Source organism: Sinorhizobium chiapasense (assembly GCF_036488675.1).
In the GTDB taxonomy this organism is placed as follows: Bacteria; Pseudomonadota; Alphaproteobacteria; order Rhizobiales; family Rhizobiaceae; genus Sinorhizobium; species Sinorhizobium chiapasense.
The window spans coordinates 796,072-817,890 of record NZ_CP133148.1; the positions used below are offsets into that span (position 1 = coordinate 796,072).

Genomic DNA, 21,819 nt, shown 5'->3' on the forward strand with positions numbered 1-21,819 from the left:
CGGTCGCAAAGAGTAGCGAATGTGCGACCGGCCGCGGCACCACGCTGTCGCTCAGGTACCGCAGAAGGTCTGCAGCACTTCTTCGCCAGGCTCGGGCGGGGCAGCGTAGGCCGCGTGCTCGGGCCGGTCTTCATAAGGCCTGGACGTGACGTCGAGCAGCGCTTCGAACAGCGAGAAATCCGCGTCGCGAGTCGCTGCCTCGATGGCCTGTTCCACCCGATGGTTGCGCGGAATGAAGGCCGGGCTGACGGATCGCATCGCCGCGGCGCGTGCGCCGGCATCGAGCGCTTCGCGGGCCAGGCGCCTGCGCCAGTCACGAAGCCAGGGCGAAACTGCGCCGGGCTTTTCGAAAAGCTCGACGAGGGCCGGGTCGGCGCCCTCGTCGTCAGCCGATGCCGCGAGGCGCCGGAAGACAAGGGTGAAGTCAGCGTTGCCCTCATGCATCAGGGTGAGCAGCGATTGGATCAGATCGAGATCGCCGTCCTCTTCGGTCGAAAGCCCAATCTTGCGGCGCATGCCGTCGAGCCAATGCTTCTGGAAGATCGATCCGTATTCGGTGAGCGCGTCGTTCGCGAGGTTGACCGCCGTATCGGCGACCGGGTCGAACAGCGGCACCAGCGTTTCAGCGAGACGCGCAAGGTTCCACTGGCCAATGGCCGGCTGGTTGGCATAGGCATAGCGACCAAACTGGTCGATCGAGCTGAACACCTTCTTCGGGTCATAGGCGTCCATGAAGGCGCAAGGGCCGAAATCGATCGTCTCGCCGGAGATTGCCATGTTGTCGGTGTTCATCACCCCGTGGATGAAGCCGATGTGGAGCCAGCGGGCAATCAGCGCCGCCTGCCGCGCGGCGACCGCCTTGAACAGCGAAAAATAGGCTTGTTCGCTATCCTTCAACTCCGGGTAATGCCGTTCGATCGCGTAGTCGGCCAGGGCCTTGACCGACTCCATGTCGCCGCGGGCGGCAAAGAATTGAAACGTACCGACCCGGATATGGCTTGAGGCGACGCGGGTGAAGACCGCACCGGGCAGGATCTGCTCGCGATAGACCGGCTGGCCGGTGACGGTTGCAGCGAGCGCGCGGGTCGTCGGCACGCCGAGCGCATGCATCGCTTCGCTGATGATGTATTCCCGCAGCACCGGTCCGAGCGCCGCCCGTCCATCGCCGCGGCGGGAATAGGGTGTCTGGCCGGATCCTTTGAGCTGGATGTCGCGTCTGTTTCCGTTCCGATCGACCACCTCGCCAAGCAGGATGGCGCGCCCGTCACCGAGCTGCGGGACGAAGGTGCCGAACTGGTGTCCCGCATAGGCCATGGCAATCGGCGTTGCGCCAGGGGGGACCTTGTTGCCTGAAAAGATCGCCGCGCCGTCGCGTTCGAGCGCTTCTCCATCGAGGCCAAGCTCTTCGGCGAGCTTTCGGTTGAACTTGATCAGCCACGGCTCCGCAACCGGTGTCGGCTCGACATGAGCATAGAAGTTCGCCGGCAACCGCGCATAGCTGTTGTCGAAGGGAACGGGGGCCGTTCCGGAGGCCGATTGCGGGGGTATGTGGTTCATCATTCTCGGTCCCATTGCGTGTGCCGGGCGGTGCCGACGAACCGCGCTCTCCTGCATGGTTCCTTAAATCGGAATCGACTTAAGGACAAAATCATGCAGCACTTCAAAGCGCTACAGCGACCTTAGCGCGTCCGATTGGACGCGCGGCGCTGTAGGAACAAGTCTACACGAGCGCTGATTGTTCCGCGAGGCCGAGACTTTATCCGTCGCCCCTCCGGTGTATTGCCGGAGAGGCGACGGCTTTGCCTCCGCGTCAGGCGCTGAGGGCGGTGCGAGGAAGGCAGGCTTCGCATATCGCGGCGATGTGGCGGTGGTCGGTACCGCAGCAGCCGCCGAGCACGCGCAGATGCGGCATGCGGCTCGTCAGCGACCGATAGCGCCGCGCGAGATCGGCCGGATCGCCCGCATCGAGCGTTTCGCTCTCGTCGAGTTCGGCATGGCTCATCATCGAGGCATTGGCGCGAATGCCGCCGATCCGCTTGACCCAGGACTGGCCCTGATCGAGTGCCCCGTCGAAATGGCTCGGATGCGCGCAGTTGATCATGTAGTAATGCGGATAGCCGTCCGTCTCCGCGTCCACGGTCCCGATCGCATCCTGCAGTGATAAGCCTGTCACCAGCCGGCCATCGGTCTCGACCGTGAACGAGATGACGCAGGGCATGCCGTGCGCCTTTGCCGCGTGGGCAATGCCGATACCTTCGTCGACATTGGTCAATGTGATAGCCGATACCATGTCGGCTTCGCTCGCGGCGAAGGTGGCAATCTGGGCCGCATGGTAATCCTCCGCCTCGTCGGCCTTCATCCTGCCGGCTTTGTAGCCGTCGCCGCGCGGGCCGATCACGCCATTGAGGACAATGGGCGCTTGCGGCCGCTCGTACTCGGTGCGCAACCCGGTCAGCAGATAGACCGCGTCGCGATTGGCCGCTGCCAGCGCATCAGCGTCGTAGCCAAGCTTTTCACCCCAATCGGCGTTGGCTCGCCACGTGGCGGTGTCGAGCACGAAGCCGGTATCATGACGCCGGGCGACGTCGAGATAGTGCGTGTAATATTGCAGAAGCTTCCGGCGACCCTCGGCCGACGACAAAAGCACGAAGGAAGCGAAATGCGGAAGCTCGAAGCCGTCGTGAAAAATCAGCGTTGTCTCCATGCCGCCATCGGTGAGGAATGTCCCTCCGTTCCGCAGCGGCAAGTTTTCTCTATACTTGGCCATCTCTTGCTCCATCCTCTTTCCTCCTGATCTTCACGGATCTTCCGTGTCAGGGATCGGATGAATTTCTGCCTTTTTATCATCTGCTAAACTAGAGGAGTTGCGGTATACTACTTGCGGAATATCCTGATATCGATGTGAAAACAAACACTTGGCCGTCGAGTTTCGGCTGTGGCAGAAAACGCGACTGGCGTTTTCGGAGTGGAAAACCGTACCGGCGGTACAGGAGCGGGGCATGCGAAAGGGTGAGGAAACGCGGACAAGGATCCTCGATGTTGCCGAAGCTGCCGTGCTGGCGAAAGGCTTCGGGGCCACGTCGATCGACGAACTGATCGCTGAAACCGGCATCACCAAGAGCGGTTTCTTCTACCATTTCCGCGACAAGAACGAACTCGCCAAGGCGCTCCTGGAACGTTACATCGAAAACGATGAACGGATCTACGACGAGATCTTCAGCCGGGCACACGAACTCGCGGACGACCCGCTGCAGGCCTTCCTGCTTGGCCTGAAGCTGCTGTCGGAATTGCTCGCGGACCTGCCGAACGGTCATCCCGGTTGTCTCGTCGCAAGCATGTGCACGCAGGAGCGCGCCTTCGACCGCGAAATCCAGGAAATCAACCGGCAGGCGGCGCTGATGTGGCGCCGGCGCTTCGCCGCCATGTTCAGCGATATCATGCGCCTCTATCGCCCGCGCGAATCGCTCGATGCCGACCAACTGGCCGACATGGTCTCCACCGTGATCGAAGGCGGCATCGTGCTTTCCAAGGCGTTGAAGGAACCGAGGAGCCTGCCCGACCAGTTGCTTGTCTTCCGCACCTTCGTGCGGCTGCTGTTCCAGCCGATTGCGCACGCCTGATGGCGTTCAGGTGCGGCTTTCCTCGAGCTCGGCCGCGAGTTCGGCGAGTTTCCGGACGGTGTTGAGATTGCGGGCGGTGCCCGGCTTGAGGGCGGGCAATTTCAGCTTCGACTTTCCCGAGCCGTTGGGAAAATGGATATAAATCTCCCTGCAGCTGACCTGCACCTCTTCGCCGTCCGGCGCGACGAGCTTGTCAAGCGCGTCGGCCGGCGGCGGCTCAGGCAAGAAGGTCACCAGCAGTAAATTCGGCTTGGCGTTTGCAAACGGCGCCTTGTCGACAATCTTTTGGAGCTCTTTTTCGCTGCGCAGGATGACGCCGGGCGCTTTGCCCATTCTTTCCGCCAGAGCATCTTCGAGCCCCGTCTGCACCTCGGCTTCGGAAAGCTCGGACCGAAAGAGCACGTTACCGCTCTGGATATAGGTCCTCACATCGGTGAAACCGAGGCCCTCGCAAATGGCCTTCAGATCCGCCATCGGAAGCGTGCCGGTCCCTCCGACATTGACCGCCCGCAGCAGTGCAACATAGACCGGCATTCCCTTCCTCCATTAAATCCTGCCCGCGACCTTGATGGCGAAGGCGTATTCGAAGGCGATTTCCTCCAGCCGCTGGAAACGTCCGGACGCGCCACCATGGCCGGCATCCATGTTGGTTTTCATCAGGATCGGAGCGCTGCCGGTGGTCTTCTCCCGGAGTTTCGCCACCCACTTCGCCGGCTCCCAATAGGTCACGCGCGGATCGGTCAGGCCGCCGAGCGCCAGGATCGCCGGATAGGCCTTCGCCTCCACTTTGTCGTAGGGCGAGTAGCCGGCGATGATGTTGTAGAATTCGGCGCTCTCGATCGGATTGCCCCACTCCGGCCATTCCGGCGGGGTCAGCGGCAGCGTGTCGTCGAGCATGGTGTTCAAGACGTCGACGAAGGGAACGGCGGCAATGATGCCTTTGAACTTCTCCGGCGCCATATTGGCGACGGCTCCCATCAGCATGCCACCGGCGGAGCCGCCTTCGGCGATGATGTTCGCGTAGGACGTGAACTTCTCCTGATTCAAATAGTCAGCCGCAGCGATGAAGTCTTTGAAGGTATTGGTCTTCTTCGCCATCTTGCCGTCTTCGTACCACTGAAAGCCCCTGTCCTTGCCGCCGCGGATATGGGCGATGGCGTAGACGAAGCCGCGGTCGACGAGCGAGAGGCAGTTGGTGTTGAAGCCGGCCGGTATGGTGATTCCATAGGCGCCGTAACCATAGAGCAGACAAGGGGCGGAACCGTCGAGCGGCGTGTCCTTGCGGTAGAGCAGGGTGACAGGCACCTCGACGCCATCCCACGACGGCGCAAAGACGCGGCGGGTGACGTAGTCGTCCGCATCGTGGCCAGAGGGCACTTCCTGGGTTTTCAGGAGCGTGCGCTGACGCGTTGCCATGTCGTAGTCGAAAAGCTGCGACGGCGTCGTCATCGACGAGTAAGAGAAGCGGATGACGTCGGTGTCGTATTCCGCAGCGCCCGAGAGCCCCAAAGAGTACGCTTCCTCGGCGAAGGCGATGGCGTGCGCCTCGCCGGTCTTGCGGTCACGGATGACGATTTCCGGCAATCCGTCGCGTCGCTGCAGCCAGACCAGATGGCGGGCATAGGCCATGTGACTAAGGATCAGCGTGCCCGGCTTGTGCGGCACGATTTCGCGCCAGTTTTCCTTTTGCGGCGCCTGCACTGACGCTTCCATGATCTTGAAATCCTTGGCGCCGTCGGCATTGGTGAGGATGTAGAAAACATCCCCGCCTTCCGTCATCGAGTACTCGAGACCGGTTATGCGTTCAGCCACGACCTGCGGCTCGCCTGTCAGGTTCTCGGTCGAGAGCAGCCGGTATTCGCTGGTTTCGTGGTCATGGATATCGATGTAGATGAAGTCGTCGAGCAGCGACCCGCCGACCGACATGAAGAAGCCCGGGTCCTTTTCCTCATAGACGAGTCGGTCGTCTTTCTGAGGCGTGCCGATGACGTGGTGGAAGATCTTCGACGGCCGATGGTTCTCGTCGAGCACGGTGTAGAAGAAGCTCTTGCCGTCCGGCGCCCATGCGCCGCCGCCACCCGTATTCTCGATCACATCGGACAGATCCTCGCCGGTTGAAAGGTCGCGCACTTTCAGCGTGAAATATTCCGACCCCTTGTCGTCGTAGCCCCAGATGCCTCGGGAATGGTCGCTGCAATGGTCGATGCCGGCGAGACGGAAATAGGCCTTGCCTTCGGCTTCCTTGTCGCCGTCGAGCAGAACGTGGCGGATCGCCTCATCCTTCGGGTTGCCGTTGCGCGGAATGCGGAAGTAGCGGGGCTGTTCGCCGTCGATCACGTAAGAGGTGCCGTAAGCGAAGGCCCCATCCTTCATCGGAACGGAAGAATCGTCCTCCTTGATGCGGCCGCGCATCTCGGCAAAGAGGGTCTTCTGCAATTCCTTCGTGTCCGCCATCGCCGCATTCATGTACGCGTTTTCCGCTTCGAGATGCTTGCGGATCTCCGGATCGAGAATGGAAGGATCCTTGAACATAGCCTGCCAATTGTCCGCCCGGAGCCAGGCATAGTCGTCGGTCCGGGTAATACCGTGGCGTGTATCGGTGACCGGTTTCTTCGGAGCGACGGGGGCGGTGGGCAGGTTCTTGAAAGCAGACAAGGCGTGTCTCCGGATTTGATGGGAGACCATGAGATAGAGAGCGTCATTGCGGCGATCAAGCAGAAAGCCGGAGTTCATCCGTCCTAAAGGCACTTATCGAGGATGGCCGCCGCGCCTTTATCAGGGGGCGAGCTTGAGGCCGATGCCCCATGGATCGACCAGGCTGTGGACGTCGCCTTGCTTGCTTACCGGTATCTCCAGTTCGTCGAGCCTGGCGAGCGCCGTTGCAAGCTTCTGAGCATCGCTGAAGCGGATCGTATAGTCCGCGAGGCCGGTCATGTTGCTCTGCCGTTTGGACGCGCCCCGGGAGTTCCAGATATTGGCCGCAACATGATGATGATACTTGCCCGAGGCAAAGAAGCTCGCTCCGGGGTAGCGCGCCATCAGGTCCAACCCGAGCACGTCACGAAAAAACGCGTCCGCCTGGGGGATGTCGGAGACCTGCAGATGGATATGGCCGATCGTCGTGCCTTCGGCGAGACCGTCCCATTGGTCCTTCGGTGCTTCGTCGTAGAGGGCCTGCAGGTCGAGCGGCAGCGTGCTCATCGCCACGGTGCCGTCCGGCTGGTAGTTCCACTCGCCGCGCGAGCGGTCGCGATAGACCTCGATGCCGTTACCCTCCGGATCGGCGAGATAGATCGCCTCGCTGACCAGGTGGTCGGATGCGCCCTGCAGGCGAATGTTGTGGTGTGCCGCGTGCGCAAGCCAGTGTCCGAGTTCGCGCCGATTGGGAACGAGAAAAGCGGTATGGAACAGGCCCGGCGCGTTGCGCGGAGCTCTTGCCGCATTCCCTTCGGTCGTCAGCGTCAGCAGCGGCCTGCCGGCGACACCGAGGGTCTCGCCCTTTGCGCCGGTCTCGATCGGCGTCAGGCCCAGAATTCTCTGGTACCAGCTAGAAACCATCGGCAGATCCTGGACGACGAGGTGGGACCGGTCGACATAGGCCGGCATTGCGACCGCGTGGTCCGCGGGGATGCTGATTGCCGGGCGCGACTGGGTTGTATGTTGCATTGCGTCGCCTTTCTGGGCCGGACCGGCACTCCCGTGGCTGCCGGTCGCAGTTTCTTGAAACTGCGATAAATATGGGCCCGTGACCGCGTTCAGGAAAGCTATTATATTACTTGATGTTGTGTTCGATGAGCGTTGACAGTCGTGACCGTCGCACTACCTGATCTTTCAGTGATGCTAATACGACGGTGGCGGCCGATTTGATTTCAATCAATGCTGGAACATCGCCTCCGCGCAAATTCATGTTGGCGCGGAAACGGGAGAAGTGAAGACCGGCCTTCTCCTTGATCCGCGCATAGGGGCTGGCCTCGCCATATGGCGACCGGGAACGTAATAGAAGGAGTGCAGCATGTACAAAAAAATCATCGTCCCGATCGCCATGGATCAGCTGGAGCATGGCGAATCCGTACTCAGCATCGCCGAGAAGCTCATCGACGAAGGGGGGGAAATCGTCCTGCTCAACGTCGTCGAGGATCTTAACGCCTATGCGCAGGGTTATATGATCGTCGATTTTCCGCTCGAGATGATCGAGGAGTCGCGCAAACATGCGGTCAAGACGCTGGAAGGGTTGAAGACCAAGCATGGGATCAAGGGACGTATCGAAATCCGCACCGGCGGGGCGGCCGGCACCATCAACGCTCTCGCCAAGGAAGAGAATGCGGACCTCGTGATTATTGCTTCGCACCGGCCCGGCCTGATCGACTATTTTATCGGTTCGACCGCCAGCCGCGTGGTCAGCCATTGCCCCTGCGCCGTTCTCGTCGACCGGTAAAGATGCCAAGAACAAGAAGGCGGCGTGGTTCGACCGCGCCGCGACCAAGGAGCCCTGCAAATGGACAAGTACGCGCTTGATGACTTTCGCGAACAGCTTCTCCGCCGCAAACGCGAGCTTTATGGTCGGCTGGTGAAGATCGAGGAGGATCTCGATCAGCCGATGAATGCCGACGTACCGGATCGCGTCACCGAACGAGAAAACGACGAGGTACTGGAGGGCCTCGGCCTCGCAGGTCAGGGCGAGATTCGCGCCATTGATGCCGCTCTGGACCGAATCGAGGCCGGAACCTTCGGCACCTGCGCGCGCTGCGGTGACCCGATTTCGCCGGAAAGACTGCACGCGGTGCCGCACGCTCCGCTTTGCCAGACCTGTGCGGCGGAGATAGCACGCGCAAGATAAGCTGGGCTCAAGCAATTTCGTTTGACGACGCTCTCGCTCGCTGGCGCCCTTGACCGTCGCGGATTGTCGTTCCGACAGCGTCCTCCGGACGTAGCCGCCACGTGCCGTAGCAATCAGGATGTGACCGCGCGGTTACCTTCAACCGCCGATCCGAGAGCGGCCGACCGGAAGCAAGTCGGGTCGGCTTTGCAGGACATCAGCCGATTGTTGTAATAGGTTGCAAAAATTGATCCTTTTCGCCGTCGGGGGGCTCTTTGCCGCGGGCGCGTGCTGTGGCACGTTAAACGGGTGGAACACGTGCCCGCGTCGGGCCGAACGTCACCGCCGATCAGGAAATTGTCTCGATTTCCGATCGCGGTGCGGGTCGGGGCATGAGCAGGCCCTTTCTGCGTTCAAGGGATGTCGACGCGGCGTCGAGGGGAGGATCGCGTGGAGCCTGACGGCGTCAAGTGGAACTATGACCGATCCGAACTGATTGCGGATGGGATCGTCCACGGCATCGGTCTTGCGGCCGCGCTCTGCGGTGTCACGGCGCTGATTTTCTATGCAACGCTTTGGAGCACATCCGGTCAACTTGCCGCCGCCTGGATTTACGGCATCGGACTTGTCACCACCCTTTCGGTGTCGTTCCTCTACAATCTCTTCCCGATCTGCAGGCTGAAGTGGCTCCTGCGTCGGTTCGACCATTCCTCGATCTTCGTGCTGATCGCGGCAACCTATACGCCGTTTCTCCAGCGCGGCTGGGACAACCCGTTCCTTTCCAGGATGCTGGTCGGCATATGGGCCATCGCCGCGCTCGGGATAATTATCAAGTGTCTCTTCCCCGGTCGGTTCGACCGGCTCGCGCTCCTGCTCTATCTGGGCATGGGCTGGAGCGGCGTGCTCGCCGCCCGGTCGCTTTTGTCCACGCTGACGGCGACGACACTGATCCTGATCCTGATCGGCGGCGTCATCTACTCGACCGGCGTGATCTTCCATGTCTGGGAACGCTTGCGCTTCCAGAACGCGATCTGGCACGGCTTTGTCGTTGCGGGTTCGGCGGTGCACTATTCGGCGGTCGTGACCTGCTTCAGCGGCGCGGCACTGTCCTGACCCTCTTCATCCCGCCGGTCATTCTGGCGCGAGCCGACAGCCGTCGGACGGCCTCAGCGCCGCGGCCATGCGCGAGATGATCCCGTCGAAACTCGTCAGAGGATTCTTGCGATATTGCAGGCGGAAATAGGCGGCACTTCCGTCGCAAAGGGCGATCGCCCGGGCATAGAACACTTCGCCATCACGCGCGCCGGAGAAACTGGCCCAGGCAGGCGTAACGCGTGAAAACAGCATTCTCCAATCATCCTGCGTCTCGAGACTGATGCGGTCCGCGACATCGGTTTCGAAATCGCCATCTGGCGGATGGCTTCCGAACACAGCAAGCGTCGCTCCGTTGTCGTCCGCATGGAAACTCGCGCCGTCGCCATCGTCGGATGCGTCCTGGCGCAGTTCGAAGCCCGGCGGGATCTCGACCGTGTAGCCGAAGCGAGGATTGGCATAGGGGTGCCAGTCGTCCTCCGCGGCTGCGGGGAACGCGAGCCCCATAAGGAGGGCGAGGGCGAAGAAAGCGCGGCGCATGCGGGCATCCTTTTGGCTTGCTTCGATCTGCCGCTCCTCGTAGCCCGGCCCCGAAGCCCTTGCTGTTTCTCCCGGAACAGCCGGAGCGCCACGCGTTCAACACAATGCAGGAAAGCAGCGCTCACGCTCATGGCACTGCTTCCGTGTCGCGCTGTCAATCCTCTTCGAACGTATGGCGGTGCCGTTGAGGCAACAACGCAAGCCCGCCGCCGAAGGGTCGTCGGAAAACACGGCCGAGACAGCGTCGCGCGCCGCGCAGCGGATTTCAGTCCGCACCATGAAATACGCGCGATCATATTCTCTGATCGCCTGGTCGTCGATGGGTGCGAAATCGCTCGGATGGCCGCCGCCGGCATCGAACCAGTATCCGACCGGAGAAGGGCCGGCTGCAGCGGACGCATTTATCGCGTGCCGACCTTTTTACTATCGAGAAGGGGCTGCCAATAGGATGCTCGGTGCCATGTTCGCAGGTAGCGCGATGCTGCGATGTTTGCCTGCGCTTTGCAGTGTATTACTGTCGCGCAACTCCGATTCGTGCCGATTCACTCTTGAGGCGGAACAGGCCTTATTTTATGTCCGGCAATAATTTGATCGGATGGTCAAAACGGCGAAGGAGCTTGCCAAGACGATGGATGTCGCGGCCCTGACATTTCTGGCCCTCGGTCTCCCCTTCGTCGCGGCACTCGTGGCCCCGGTGCTGACGCGGTTTCTCGGTCACAACGCCGCCTGGCTGCTGGCTCTCGCGCCGGTCGCGATCTTCGTGCATTTTCTCCGCTTCGTTCCGGAAGTCGCTGACGGCGAAATGGTCACCGGCGGCTATGCCTGGATTCCCTCCTTCAACGTCAGCTTCTCCTGGCTGATCGACGGCCTGTCGCTGACGTTTGCACTTTTGATTTCCGGCATCGGGGCGCTGATCGTCCTCTACTCGGGCGGTTATCTAAAGGGCCACCCGCATCAGGGCCGGTTCCTTTCCTTCATCCTGATGTTCATGGGCTCTATGCAGGGTCTCGTCCTTTCGGACAGTTTCCTGATGCTTTTCGTCTTCTGGGAACTGACGTCGATTACTTCCTTCCTGCTGATCGGCTTCGATCACGGCCGCGAGGCCGCACGCCGTGCGGCGCTGCAGGCATTGGTCGTCACGGGGGGAGGAGGCCTGCTACTGCTCGCCGGCCTTCTCATTCTCTGGAACGTCAGCGGCATTACCCAGTTCTCGTTGCTTCTCTCTTTCGGTGAGGAGGTGAAGGGGAGCCCGTTCTATCTCGCAGCACTTCTTCTCGTGCTGGGCGGAGCCTTCACCAAGTCTGCGCAGTTTCCGTTTCATTTCTGGCTGCCGAATGCCATGGAGGCACCGACGCCGGTTTCGGCCTATCTGCATTCGGCGACGATGGTGAAGGCGGGGGTCTACCTCCTGATGCGGCTCAATCCGGTACTCGGGGGCACGCCGGAATGGCAAATCCTGCTGCCGTTGTTCGGGGTGGCGACGCTCGTGAGCGGCGCTGCGCTGGCGGTGCGTCAAACCGACCTCAAGCTGATGCTCGCCTATACGACGATGGCCTCGCTCGGTCTTCTGGTCCTGCTAACAGGCCTCGGTTCGCCGCACGCAATCGAGGCGGCGGCGCTCTATCTCGTGGCGCATGCGCTGTTCAAGGGCGCACTGTTCATGGTTGCGGGCATTATCGACCACGAGACGGGCTCACGCGACCTGACAAAGCTCGGCGGGCTGCGCTCGGCCATGCCGCTGACCTTCGCGGTCGCACTTGCCGCCGCGCTTTCGATGGGCGGTCTGCCGCCGTTTTTCGGTTTCCTCGCAAAGGAGGAAATCTACGGTGCGCTTTCCACTTTCAATCTGCGCTCCATGGCCTTTGCGGCGCTGACCGTTCTTGGCAATGCCCTCATGTTTGCTGTCGCTTTCGCCATCGCCTTGAAACCGTTCCTCGGATCAAAGGTAGAGATGCCGAGGCATGCCCACGGGGCGCCGGTCCTCCTCTGGCTTGGCCCGGCGATTCTGGCACTGAAGGGTCTGTCGATCGCTCTGATGTCCGGCCTCGCTCATCGCCTGATTTCTTCGCCGATGTCCTCCGCCATCGCTGGTGAGCCACGAACGGTGACGATATCGCTCGCGCCACATATCGGCGTACCGCTGCTCCTTTCCGCTGTCACGTTGCTGCTGGGCTTCGTCTTCTATCTCAACCTCGACCGTCTCCGGGCAGCCGTGGCGGTTATCCTGACCGATATCGGCTGGGGACCTGACCGGGGTTTCGACCAGTTCATCCGCGGGCTCTTGCGGCTCGCCGTGGCCGTCACTCGCCGGTTGCAGGGCGGCAAGCTCGACGTCTACATGACCGTCGTCTTCGTGCTGATCGCGGTCGTGCTTCTTGCAACTCCGGTACATTTTGGAGAGCTGCCGCGCGCACCGTTCTTCGCGGCGGACGTTCCGATGCATGAGCTTGCCATCATGGCCATTGCGGTTGCTGGGCTTTTGGCCGTGGTGCTGGCCGCCGATCGCCTGACTGCGATCGTCTCGCTGGGCATACAGGGCTTTGCGGTCGCCGTCATCTTTTTGCTCTACGGCGCGCCGGACCTCTCCTTTACCCAGTTCATGATCGAGACGCTGTCGGTGGTGGTGCTGGCACTGGTCATGACGCGACTGCACCTTTCCCCCTCGGATAGCCGGCCGCTGCGCCAGAAGGTTCCCGACTCGATGATCGCGCTCGCCTGCGGGCTCGGTTTCGGCCTCTTTCTGCTGAGAGCCACGGGCACGCCGTTCGACTCGACGCTGACGGATTTCTACGATCTCTATTCGAAGTCGATCGCGCACGGAGCCAATGTCGTCAACGTCATCATCGTCGATTTCCGCGGTACGGACACGCTTGGCGAAATCGCCGTGGTGATGATCACCGGTCTTGCCATCCTCTCGCTCGTGCGGCTGAGAGCGGGCTCGCTCAAGCGCGGCGCCGATGCTCGACAGGATGCGGAGGAACGTGCATGAAATCGCTGATTTTCCGTACGGTCGCGCCGTTCCTGACAAGTCTGATGACGCTGTTCTCGATCTTCGTCCTGTTGCGGGGCCATAACGAACCGGGCGGCGGGTTCATCGGCGGGTTGATCGCCGTTTCCGCCTTGGCGATCTACGGCATCGCCCACGGCGTCGAGACAGTAAGACGTGCGATCTATTTCCATCCGATGGCGATCGCCGGCGCGGGACTCCTTGCCGCGACGGTCGCGGGTCTGATTTCGCTCTTTGCACACGTGCCGTTCATGACCGGGCTGTGGATCTATCCGTCGCTTTTTGGTGTCGAGATCCCGCTCTCGACGGTCATGCTGTTCGATACCGGCGTTTATCTCGTGGTTGTCGGAGCGATCAGTTCGGTCGCGCTTTCGCTTGAAGAACGGGGAGGCGAGTGATGGAGGCTTGGTTTGCGTTGCTCGTGGGCATCTTCTTCACTGTCGCGGTCTACCTGATGCTGTCGAAGTTCATCATCCGCGTGCTCCTCGGCGTGGCGGTTCTCGGCAATGCGGTCAACCTTTTGATCTTCACCGGGGGGCGGCTCACGCGCGACGTGCCGCCGGTCATCGCAGGCGGTGTCGACACGCTAGCCGGCCCTGCCGCCAATGCGTTGCCGCAGGCGCTGATCCTGACGGCGATCGTCATTTCCTTTTCCTTCTTCGCTTTCCTACTGGTTCTCGCCTGGCGCGCCTATGAGGATCTGTCGACCGACAACACGGACGAGATGCGTGTGGCGGAGCCGGTGAAGGATCCGATGCCGCCGCTTGGATATTGATCGACCCATGGCTGTTCCGACTTCATCCTCCGTCGATCTTTCCGCCGCGCTCGTTCTCGGCCCGACGACCGTTGCCGATTGGCTGGTGATCCTGCCCGTCGCGTGGTGCTTCGCCATCGGCGCGGTTCTGGTCATGTTGCGCCGCGCGGTCGGCCTTCACCCGATCATCGCGGTTGCAGGGCTTGCAGGACTTGTCCTGATCGACGCGCTGCTGCTCAGGCATGTGGTTACCAACGGACCGGTGACCATGGTCATGGGTCGATGGTTGCCGCCCTTCGGCATCGCGTTCACGGTCGATCTGACGGGGGCGCTCTTCGCTCTGGTCGCGGCAATCGTTGCGCTCGCCGGCGGCATCTTCTCGCTTGCCGATATCAACGACAGCGGCAGGCGCTATGGCTTCTATCCGTTCCTGATGCTGCTGATGGCGGGCGTTTCCGGCGCCTTCCTGACAGGGGACGTGTTCAACCTCTACGTCTGGTTCGAAGTTCTCCTGATTTCCTCTTTCGGTCTTCTGGTTCTCGGTTCCGAGCCCGAGCAGATCGACGGCACGGTGAAGTATGGCTTCCTGAACCTCGTGGCAACGACGCTGTTCCTGGTCGCGACGGGCTATCTTTATGCCGTGTTCGGGACGCTGAACATGGCCGACATCGCCCGCAAGGCGGAAGGCTTGCGGGGCAGCGCGCCGTTGATGACGCTGACGGCACTCTATGTGCTCGCCTTCGGCATGAAGGCAGCGGCGTTCCCTGTGAATTTCTGGCTGCCGGCCTCCTACCACACCCCGCGTGTCGTCGTGTCGGCGCTTTTTGCCGGTCTGCTTACCAAGGTCGGCATCTACGCCCTGATCCGCGTTATGGTCATGCTTTTCCCGGTTGAAAGAGAAGAGCTGAGCTTCGTCATGGCGCTTGCCGGAGCGTTGACGATGATCGTCGGTGTTCTTGGCGCGCTGGCGCAGAGCGACTTTCGCCGCATCCTTGGCTATCTCGTCGTTTCTGGGATCGGGTCGATGCTGGCGGGGATTGCCGTCGGCGGTCCTGGCGGCATCGGCGGCGCGATCTTCTATGCGCTCCATTCGATGCTGGTGATGACCGGTCTCTATTTCGCCGCCGGAATTGCCGCGCGGCTCGGCGGGGGCTCTTCCATCGCGACCGTCTCAGGCCTCTACCGCAAGAACGTGGGATTTGCCGCACTGACCCTGATGTTGTGCTTCGCCGTTTCCGGGTTGCCGCCCTTTTCCGGCTTCTGGCCGAAGGTTATGCTCGTCAAGGCGGCGCTCGACATCGGTGCCTGGTGGCTTGCGGCGGCACTCCTTCTCGCCGGCTTCTGCACGGTGATTGCGACCGGCCGGCTGTTCCTGCTCGCCTATTGGCGTGACGAGGCCGGCGCAGCTGTCGAGACCGTGCGGCTGCCGCCGGCCGTGCTGGCTCCGCTCGCGGCCCTTTCCCTTCTCACGCTCGGGATCGGCCTCTATCCGGAGCCGCTGCTGGCGACGATCCAGAGTGCGGCCGCCGGGCTTGCGGAGCCGTCGGCGTATCTGAACTCGGTCTTTCCCGCGGGAGGCCTGCAATGAAGTTCGCTGGGATGAAGTTCCTTGTGATCAACCTGATCTTCACAGTCATCTGGGGCGCCATCAGTTCGAGCTTCACCCTCGCAAATCTCGTGCTCGGCTTCCTGGTCGGCGCGCTGTCGCTTGGGCTCATTCGGCGTGAGTTGCGGCCGGTGACCTATCCGATACGGCCTTTGCGCATGCTGCTTCTCCTGCTGCTCTTCTTCAAGGAGTTGGCCGTTTCCGCGACCAAGGTCGCCATTCTCGTCATGCGGCCGAAGATGGTACTGAAGCCCGGCATCTTCGCCTATCCACTGACGCTCAGGAGCGATTTCGAGATCACCCTGCTCGCCAATCTCATCACTTTGACACCGGGAACCCTTTCGGTCGACGTGTCCGACGATCGCAAGACCCTCTACGTCCATGCGCTCGATTGCGCCGATCCGGGCGCGCTTCGGCAGGACATCGCACGCGGCTTCGAACGCCGAATCCGGGAGGCCTTTGGATCGTGATGGCTCAGACCGTGCTTTCCGCAGCGATCGGCTTCGCGCTGGTGCTCCTCTCCGCCGCCCTGCTGATGACGGTGTTGCGTATCATCCGAGGCCCCACTCTGCCGGACCGCGTCCTTGGCCTCGATATGCTGGTGGCGATCGCGATCGGTTTCATCGCCGTAATCGCCATCAAGACTGGCTTCAACCTTTATATAGACATCGCCATCGCTTTGGGTCTGGTAGGCTTTCTCGCGACCGTTGCCTTCGCCCGTTTCATCCTGACGCGCGGACTGGCACCGGAACAGTCCGCGGAGGTCGCGTCGGCCAAAAAGTTACCCCCGAAGCGCGGCAAGGCGGTCCAGGCGGTGCGCCGCAAACGCAGGGGAGCACGTTGATGGAAGCGCAAGTCAGTGGCGCAGTCGCGCTTGTCGTCGCGTTGATCGTCGTTGTGGGTGCCGCCTTCTCGCTGCTGGCGGCTCTGGGGATCGTTCGGTTCCCGGACCTCTACACGCGCATGCATGCGGCGTCGAAAGCGGGAACCATCGGTTCCGGTCTCCTGCTTCTGGCGGCCGGGTTGCATTCCCTCGACGGTGCAATTTTGGTGCGTGCGCTTGCCGGTTTTGTTTTCTTCGTTCTGACGGCGCCGATCTCCGCCCATCTCTTGGCCAAGGCCGCGCACCAGGCCGGTTACAGATTGACGAAACTGTCGGTAATAGATCAGCTTCCACAAAAGGAAGAGCCACGTCGGCTTTGATCGACGCCGTTTCTGTTTTTGTATTTCCGAACAAATCCGCGCGTGGTGACAATTTTAGCAGTTTGGAATAAAGTTGCTGCTGTTCCATAAATTTATGTTTGGACTTTTCGGCGATCAATGTTAATGCAGTAAATGCAAAGTGTCGTCGTGGAAAATACTTTGAACTGAAATTCCAGCTTGAGTTGTGAATATTATCCGTTGCTTTGAGGTGTCGATTGTGCTGATACCTTGGTGGCGGGTTTCGCTATCCCAATTCGAGCCTTGATGTTGCGGCAGAACCTCGGTCCTTGCCGTACAGTTATCGGTCAATTCCAAGGCAGCGGGCGCTGTTCGGCGGCATTTTCGCGAATTCCTCCCTCTGAAACACTGTTTCAGATTTGTTGCTGAATTCCGATAGGAGAAAGAAATGACAGAAACCACGCCCGGCGCGAGCCATGAACTCCTGGTTGAGTTGACGGCGGAAATCGTTGCCGCCTATGTAAGCAACCACGTGGTTCCGGTTGCCGAGCTTCCGACGCTCATAGCCGATGTTCACTCGGCGCTCAACAACACGACGGCTCCCGCACCGGTGGTGGTTCCGGTCGAGAAGCCGAAGCCCGCTGTTTCGGTGCGCAAGTCGGTTCAGGATGATCAGATCACCTGCCTTGAATGCGGCGGCACGTTCAAGTCGCTGAAGCGCCACCTGATGACCCATCACAACCTTTCGCCTGAAGAGTATCGCGAAAAGTGGGATCTGCCCGCGGACTATCCGATGGTTGCGCCCGCTTATGCGGAAGCCCGCTCGCGTCTCGCCAAGGAAATGGGCCTCGGACAGCGTCGCAAGCGCCGCGGGAAGTAATCCCGTTCGCCGCTTGGCCCGGCAAGGCTGAGCGGGGACGAGTGCGCTCAGCGTTTCGTCTTGGAAAGCAGGGTCGGGTCGAGCCATCGCCCCGGCCTTCTTCGTTTTTGTGACAAGGCCCCCGACCAGGCGAGCTGCGCGGCGTCACGCCGCCAGCCGGACCTCCGCCTCGTTCTTGATCCGCCGGACCATGGAGCGCAGGCCATTGGCGCGCTGCGACGACAGATGCTCGATGAGGCCGATCTTGCCGAAGACGTCGAGGGCGTCGAGCTGCGCGATTTCGGAAGCGTGTTTGCCGGAATAAAGGGCGAGAACAATCGCCACGAGACCGCGAACGATGTGGGCGTCGGATTCCCCTTCGAAGGTCAGCACGGGGTTCTCCGGATCGCCCGTCGTGTGAGTCACAAGCCAGACCTGGCTTGCGCAGCCCTGAACCTTGTTCTCGCTCGTTCGCAAGGCCTCCGGCATCTCTGGCAAACTCTTGCCCAGTTCGATCACGTAGCGGTAGCGGTCCTCCCACTCATCGAGGAAGGAAAAGTCGTCAATGATCTGGTCAAGTGGAGTCATGGCCCGTCCGATTCTCGGCGCCGTTTCGCGACCGGCTGCCGCCGCGCGATAACTGCGCCCGTCCCGATCCCGCTCTTGCCGTCATCGGGACCTCACCCTTTCATATAGGAGATGCGAGCGGCAATGAGAACAGCCAATACCATTTCGGCCCAAACATCGTCGCGACTCTGGTCCGTTCCGTACGTAAAAGTACACCGCGGAGAATGGATATCTCCGCGGTGGCCGAAACGGAACGGCTAATCAGGCAGTTGGAGTGTGAGACGATCGCAGGTCGGCCGGCGAAGCCAGTCGTTACTGCGCCACGGCGGCCCTTGGGTCGAGACGCTTCTCCGGAACCGGCGTGCGCTTGAAGGTCGGCGCGCTGGGATTTGCTTCGTCATGCGAAGTCTCTGTGGGCGTGACCGTGCCAGTCATGATCTTGGCGTCCGGTGCGCCGGCATCGGTTTCAGCGAACTGCGTGTCGAGAAATTCGTAGGCGATGCGCGCGCCTTCACGGGCTCGATGGCCGAGCGCAACGAAAGTCTCGGCGCCCTTCTCGCAGACGTCAGGCTTCTGGATGCAGATGGCGCTTACATATTGGAACGCTTCGCTGGCCGCCGAAAAGGTATCGCCGATCTCCACCTTCGGTCCGCGCTGTAGCTTCTCGGTGCTGGAGGGATCCAGGAACGGCAGGAGGACCAGAACCAGAGAAAACCAGCATGCTGCTTTGACGAAAAACCACATCTTCTGCCCATCCTTTGTTCGGCTGCCGCAGCTCCCGGTCTTTTAACCGATTTTGCCTTTCTCGACAGTCCCGGACGAGAGGTATCGCCTGATACACACGCCCGCTTGCGTTCCATGTCGGGAATCGGTGACGTGTCCGGCTCCTCCATGCTTTGCGACGGACATTAGTGTGGGAATCACAAGGGCGCTTTTCCAAAACCAGTGGAATTTGTCTCGAATTTTAATGAAATGCGCGATTTCGGCATCCGAAGTGGCATTTATCTCAAATTTTAGCGATTGCCGTTAAGGTTCGTGGCAAGGCTCGGGCCAGAGACTGCTTGTGGCACGGGCAATGGACCTTGAAGACGCTGCCCAAATTCTTAACAAGAACCGAAAAATCAACGAAAATCCGACGCTTACGCCCCGTTAACCACAAGGAACGAAGCTCGCCGGAGTTGCCCCAAAACAGGATTTTTTGCCCGCTTTGTGCCCGCTCCGAGGTGGCCCGTTTATTCTTTCATTAAGTCGGGGGTGCGAGATTCGGACCGTCACGAGACAGCCCGGCCAACCCCCTTCGAAAGCGAAATAGGTGTTCCGGATCGGCTCGAAAGAAACAACAAAGGTGGCAGGGCAAAGCGTGAATGTATTGCGTGACATCGCTGGCAGATGGGCATCCCGCATGGATGACGCTGCTGCCGCGTGGCTGCCGCATCGTGACTTCAAGCGTCTGCGTGCTATCGCAGCCGTCTCTCTGACGGCTCTGCCGATCGTGCCCCTGGCGCTTATGGCTGTGTTGCCGGTCTCCGTCGCTCTGCCGGTGGGGACGGCGCTGTGGGCCTCGGCATCGCTGTTGGCCTCGGCCGCTGCCATTGGTCGGGACCACCATCCTCAGGCATATCATGTTCGCGAGCCTGCGACTGCGCTTCCCGATCTTTCGGCGGCTTATGATCTTTTCGCCGGTCTCGTCACAGTGCATGACCTGCGCGGCAATGTCCTGTCCGTGCACGGTCGCGATGCTGCCGAACATCTCGCTTTGATGCGCGACCCTTGCGGCCGCGGGTTCATCGAGCAGATTCACGTCTCCGATCGGATCACGTTCCTGCGGGCTATCGATGCGCTGCGCCAGAATGGCGAGAGATCGATGGTCGACATCCGCCTCGAGCGGCTGTCGGTCCCGGCCGAAGGGACGCAGTTTGTGCACATGCGTTGCGAGATGACACCGGTCCGGGACGCCGAGGATCGGCTGACTGCCATCGTCGTGCAATCCCGCGATGTCTCCGAGGAAGCGCGGCTGCGGGCGGAAGCAACCGCCAAGGCAGCCTATGCCGAATCGGCGAACGACGCGAAGACGCGTTTTCTCGCGGCCGTAAGCCATGAACTGCGCACCCCGCTCAACGCCATCCTCGGCTTTTCGGACGTGCTGGCCGGCGAATATTTCGGCAAGCTGGAGAACGACAGACAGCGCGAATATGTCTCGCTGATTCACAAATCCGGAGCCCACCTCCTTTCTGTCGTCAACACGATGCTTGACGTGAGCAAGATCGAGGCCGGCCGCTACGAGCTTGTTCCGGAGCCCTTCCGCGTGGCCGACGCCGTCGCCGCTTGCGAGGCCATGCTTTCCCATCAGGCACGCGAGAAGGGCGTAAGGCTGACAAGCCGCGTCACGCGCGCAGTTGCTGAAATCAATGCCGATCAGCGCGCTTTTCAGCAAATATTGATCAACCTTGTCGGCAACGCGATCAAGTTTACCAATCAGGGCGGGCTGGTCACTATCGATGCCGAAACCGACGGCGCAGTTCTGAAGCTCACCGTGAGCGACACGGGGATCGGCATTGCCGAAGACAAGCTGCAGATGCTCGGCCAACCTTTCGTCCAGATTCAGAATGACTATACGCGCCGCTACGAAGGAACCGGGCTCGGTTTGTCGTTGGTGAAGGGATTGGTCACGCTGCACGGGGGCAATGTTTCGATCCGTAGTTGCGAAGGCGAGGGGACGGTAATCGTCGTTTCGATCCCACGCGACGGATCCGGCATCGCGAACGGCGAACAAGCGAGCATTCCCGTTACAGTGGAGTTCCCTCCGCGGCTCGGGGAGCGCGGCGAGGGAGCGGCGCGTATACGGGAGGTTGGCTTCCAAGACGAGGGAATGAACGAGGACCGGGGACATGGCTCCGCGCAAGCGCAAACAGCCTGAGCGGAAGAGAGCGGCACAAACTCGACCTGGCCTCGCATTGCGCGGCCTGGCCGTAGCCGCTCGCGCTCTTGCATCTGCCGCCAGAGTTATGGCTCGCCACCCGGTCGGCGCGGGCGGATCCGCCGCCTTCGTCGTCGTCTTCAGCTTCGTTGCGGCCAACGCCATGTGGTACCAGCACGGCGCCCACCCGTCGCCACTTCTGCGCACCCGCGTTCCGCTGGTCGGACCCGAAGTTGCCGAGCGCTTGGCCGCTGCCAATGGTGAGCCGGTCGAGCCTCGCAATGTAACGACCTTCGTCATCGAACGGGAAGGCGCCGAAAAACCCGGGAACATCGACGACGCGGCTGCCGCCGCACCGGCCGCCTCGACGCTTACTGCGGACATACAGAGAGAGTTGGCGCGGCTGGGTCTTTACGATGGAGCGCCGGATGGGCGTACCGGCCCGAAAACCTCCGCCGCGATCCTGCGCTTCGAAAAACAGACCGGGCGTCTGCAAAGCGGCGAAGCGAGGGACGACTTGTTGCAGGCGTTGCGTGCGACGCGCGATACTGGCCTTCCCGCCGCCACCCCTGGCGACCGTCCCTATTCGGACCCAAAGGGCGCGTCGGCAGAGGTCGATCCGGTCGCTGCAGCGATCCGCACTGCCGAAGAGGACAAGACATTCCTTCCTCGGGCCGACATTCCTGTCCCGAGCGAATTGGTGGTGAGCATCCAGAAGGGGCTCAGCAATCTTGCCTATGCCGACATCGTGGTCGATGGTGTCGCCGGCGATCAGACGCGCGCCGCCATCCGGCATTTTGAAAAGCACTATCGCCTGCCGCAGACCGGTGAACCGAATGCGAAGGTTCTCAAGAAGCTGAAGGAAATCGGTGCGCTTTGA

General features: G+C 61.2%; 22 protein-coding genes and 1 pseudogene. 14 read left to right on the top strand and 9 right to left on the bottom strand.

Going from position 1 to position 21,819, the window contains the following annotated elements:
• Positions 1 to 51: 51 nt before the first annotated feature.
• Positions 52 to 1,557 carry a protein adenylyltransferase SelO gene (locus RB548_RS03700; protein WP_331373698.1) on the bottom strand — a complete coding sequence of 502 codons (1,506 nt, stop codon included), beginning with the start codon at positions 1,555 to 1,557 and terminating at the stop codon, positions 52 to 54.
• Positions 1,558 to 1,810: 253 nt separating this feature from the next.
• A complete protein-coding gene (locus RB548_RS03705; RefSeq protein ID WP_331373699.1) occupies positions 1,811 to 2,767 on the bottom strand; it encodes a homocysteine S-methyltransferase family protein in 957 nt (318 codons plus the stop codon).
• Positions 2,768 to 2,999: 232 nt separating this feature from the next.
• On the opposite strand from RB548_RS03705, the gene RB548_RS03710 reads away from it, so the two are divergent.
• Positions 3,000 to 3,620 carry a TetR/AcrR family transcriptional regulator gene (locus RB548_RS03710; RefSeq protein ID WP_331373700.1) on the top strand — a complete coding sequence of 207 codons (621 nt, stop codon included), beginning with the start codon at positions 3,000 to 3,002 and terminating at the stop codon, positions 3,618 to 3,620.
• Between the two features lie 6 nt (positions 3,621 to 3,626).
• Here RB548_RS03710 and RB548_RS03715 read toward each other — a convergent pair whose 3' ends face one another.
• The 3 genes from RB548_RS03715 to RB548_RS03725 all read right to left on the bottom strand — a co-directional run bounded on the left by RB548_RS03715 (position 3,627) and on the right by RB548_RS03725 (position 7,286).
• A complete protein-coding gene (locus RB548_RS03715) occupies positions 3,627 to 4,154 on the bottom strand; it encodes a DUF1697 domain-containing protein (RefSeq protein ID WP_331373701.1) in 528 nt (175 codons plus the stop codon).
• 12 nt (positions 4,155 to 4,166) lie between these two features.
• A complete protein-coding gene (locus RB548_RS03720; RefSeq protein WP_331373702.1) occupies positions 4,167 to 6,275 on the bottom strand; it encodes a S9 family peptidase in 2,109 nt (702 codons plus the stop codon).
• A gap of 120 nt (positions 6,276 to 6,395) precedes the next feature.
• Positions 6,396 to 7,286, bottom strand: coding sequence for a VOC family protein (locus RB548_RS03725; protein WP_331373703.1), 891 nt, complete (start codon positions 7,284 to 7,286; stop codon positions 6,396 to 6,398).
• Positions 7,287 to 7,632: 346 nt separating this feature from the next.
• Here RB548_RS03725 and RB548_RS03730 point away from each other — a divergent pair, with 346 nt between their 5' ends.
• From RB548_RS03730 to trhA, 3 genes are all read left to right on the top strand, one after another.
• The gene (locus tag RB548_RS03730) at positions 7,633 to 8,055 is read left to right on the top strand and encodes a universal stress protein (protein ID WP_331373704.1); all 423 of its coding nucleotides are present in this window, start codon (positions 7,633 to 7,635) and stop codon (positions 8,053 to 8,055) included.
• A gap of 60 nt (positions 8,056 to 8,115) precedes the next feature.
• Positions 8,116 to 8,457, top strand: a complete 342-nt coding sequence (locus RB548_RS03735; protein ID WP_180940496.1) for a TraR/DksA family transcriptional regulator — start codon at positions 8,116 to 8,118, stop codon at positions 8,455 to 8,457.
• Between the two features lie 429 nt (positions 8,458 to 8,886).
• The gene (gene trhA / locus RB548_RS03740) at positions 8,887 to 9,549 is read left to right on the top strand and encodes a PAQR family membrane homeostasis protein TrhA (protein ID WP_331373705.1); all 663 of its coding nucleotides are present in this window, start codon (positions 8,887 to 8,889) and stop codon (positions 9,547 to 9,549) included.
• 18 nt (positions 9,550 to 9,567) lie between these two features.
• Here trhA and RB548_RS03745 read toward each other — a convergent pair whose 3' ends face one another.
• Together RB548_RS03745 and RB548_RS03750 are read right to left on the bottom strand one after the other, a co-directional pair.
• Positions 9,568 to 10,068: a hypothetical protein gene (locus tag RB548_RS03745; protein ID WP_331373706.1), complete on the bottom strand. Its 501-nt coding sequence runs from the start codon at positions 10,066 to 10,068 to the stop codon at positions 9,568 to 9,570.
• A 154-nt stretch (positions 10,069 to 10,222) separates the two neighbouring features.
• Positions 10,223 to 10,552, bottom strand: a pseudogene (locus RB548_RS03750) (peptide-methionine (R)-S-oxide reductase); the annotation flags it as partial.
• Positions 10,553 to 10,696: 144 nt separating this feature from the next.
• Here RB548_RS03750 and RB548_RS03755 point away from each other — a divergent pair.
• The 8 genes from RB548_RS03755 to mucR all read left to right on the top strand — a co-directional run bounded on the left by RB548_RS03755 (position 10,697) and on the right by mucR (position 17,476).
• Positions 10,697 to 13,057, top strand: coding sequence for a putative monovalent cation/H+ antiporter subunit A (locus RB548_RS03755; RefSeq protein WP_331374875.1), 2,361 nt, complete (start codon positions 10,697 to 10,699; stop codon positions 13,055 to 13,057).
• The gene (locus tag RB548_RS03760; protein ID WP_331373707.1) at positions 13,054 to 13,473 is read left to right on the top strand and encodes a Na(+)/H(+) antiporter subunit B; all 420 of its coding nucleotides are present in this window, start codon (positions 13,054 to 13,056) and stop codon (positions 13,471 to 13,473) included. The genes RB548_RS03755 and RB548_RS03760 overlap by 4 nt, the downstream gene beginning before the upstream one ends.
• Positions 13,473 to 13,850 (top strand): Na+/H+ antiporter subunit C, encoded by a 378-nt coding sequence (locus RB548_RS03765; RefSeq protein ID WP_331373708.1) that lies wholly within the window; start codon positions 13,473 to 13,475, stop codon positions 13,848 to 13,850. Before RB548_RS03760 ends, RB548_RS03765 begins: the two co-directional genes overlap by 1 nt.
• 7 nt (positions 13,851 to 13,857) lie before the next feature.
• On the top strand, positions 13,858 to 15,417 hold the full coding sequence (locus RB548_RS03770; RefSeq protein WP_331373709.1) for a Na+/H+ antiporter subunit D: 1,560 nt from the start codon (positions 13,858 to 13,860) through the stop codon (positions 15,415 to 15,417).
• Between the two features lie 11 nt (positions 15,418 to 15,428).
• Positions 15,429 to 15,905 (top strand): Na+/H+ antiporter subunit E, encoded by a 477-nt coding sequence (locus tag RB548_RS03775; RefSeq protein ID WP_331374876.1) that lies wholly within the window; start codon positions 15,429 to 15,431, stop codon positions 15,903 to 15,905.
• Complete coding sequence (locus RB548_RS03780; RefSeq protein WP_408642396.1) at positions 15,902 to 16,279, top strand: cation:proton antiporter; 378 nt, start codon at positions 15,902 to 15,904, stop codon at positions 16,277 to 16,279. The genes RB548_RS03775 and RB548_RS03780 overlap by 4 nt, the downstream gene beginning before the upstream one ends.
• Positions 16,279 to 16,638, top strand: coding sequence for a monovalent cation/H(+) antiporter subunit G (mnhG, locus tag RB548_RS03785; protein ID WP_331373711.1), 360 nt, complete (start codon positions 16,279 to 16,281; stop codon positions 16,636 to 16,638). Before RB548_RS03780 ends, mnhG begins: the two co-directional genes overlap by 1 nt.
• Before the next feature lie 406 nt (positions 16,639 to 17,044).
• Positions 17,045 to 17,476, top strand: a complete 432-nt coding sequence (gene mucR, locus RB548_RS03790) for an exopolysaccharide biosynthesis transcriptional regulator MucR (RefSeq protein WP_136504043.1) — start codon at positions 17,045 to 17,047, stop codon at positions 17,474 to 17,476.
• Positions 17,477 to 17,620: 144 nt separating this feature from the next.
• On the opposite strand, the gene RB548_RS03795 is transcribed toward mucR, so the two are convergent.
• Positions 17,621 to 18,043: a SufE family protein gene (locus tag RB548_RS03795; RefSeq protein WP_283962664.1), complete on the bottom strand. Its 423-nt coding sequence runs from the start codon at positions 18,041 to 18,043 to the stop codon at positions 17,621 to 17,623.
• A 291-nt stretch (positions 18,044 to 18,334) separates the two neighbouring features.
• Positions 18,335 to 18,766, bottom strand: a complete 432-nt coding sequence (locus RB548_RS03800) for a DUF5330 domain-containing protein (protein ID WP_331373712.1) — start codon at positions 18,764 to 18,766, stop codon at positions 18,335 to 18,337.
• 658 nt (positions 18,767 to 19,424) lie between these two features.
• Between RB548_RS03800 and RB548_RS03805 the strand changes: the two genes are divergently transcribed.
• Positions 19,425 to 20,939, top strand: a complete 1,515-nt coding sequence (locus RB548_RS03805) for a sensor histidine kinase (protein WP_331373713.1) — start codon at positions 19,425 to 19,427, stop codon at positions 20,937 to 20,939.
• Positions 20,911 to 21,819, top strand: coding sequence for a peptidoglycan-binding domain-containing protein (locus tag RB548_RS03810; RefSeq protein WP_331373714.1), 909 nt, complete (start codon positions 20,911 to 20,913; stop codon positions 21,817 to 21,819). Before RB548_RS03805 ends, RB548_RS03810 begins: the two co-directional genes overlap by 29 nt.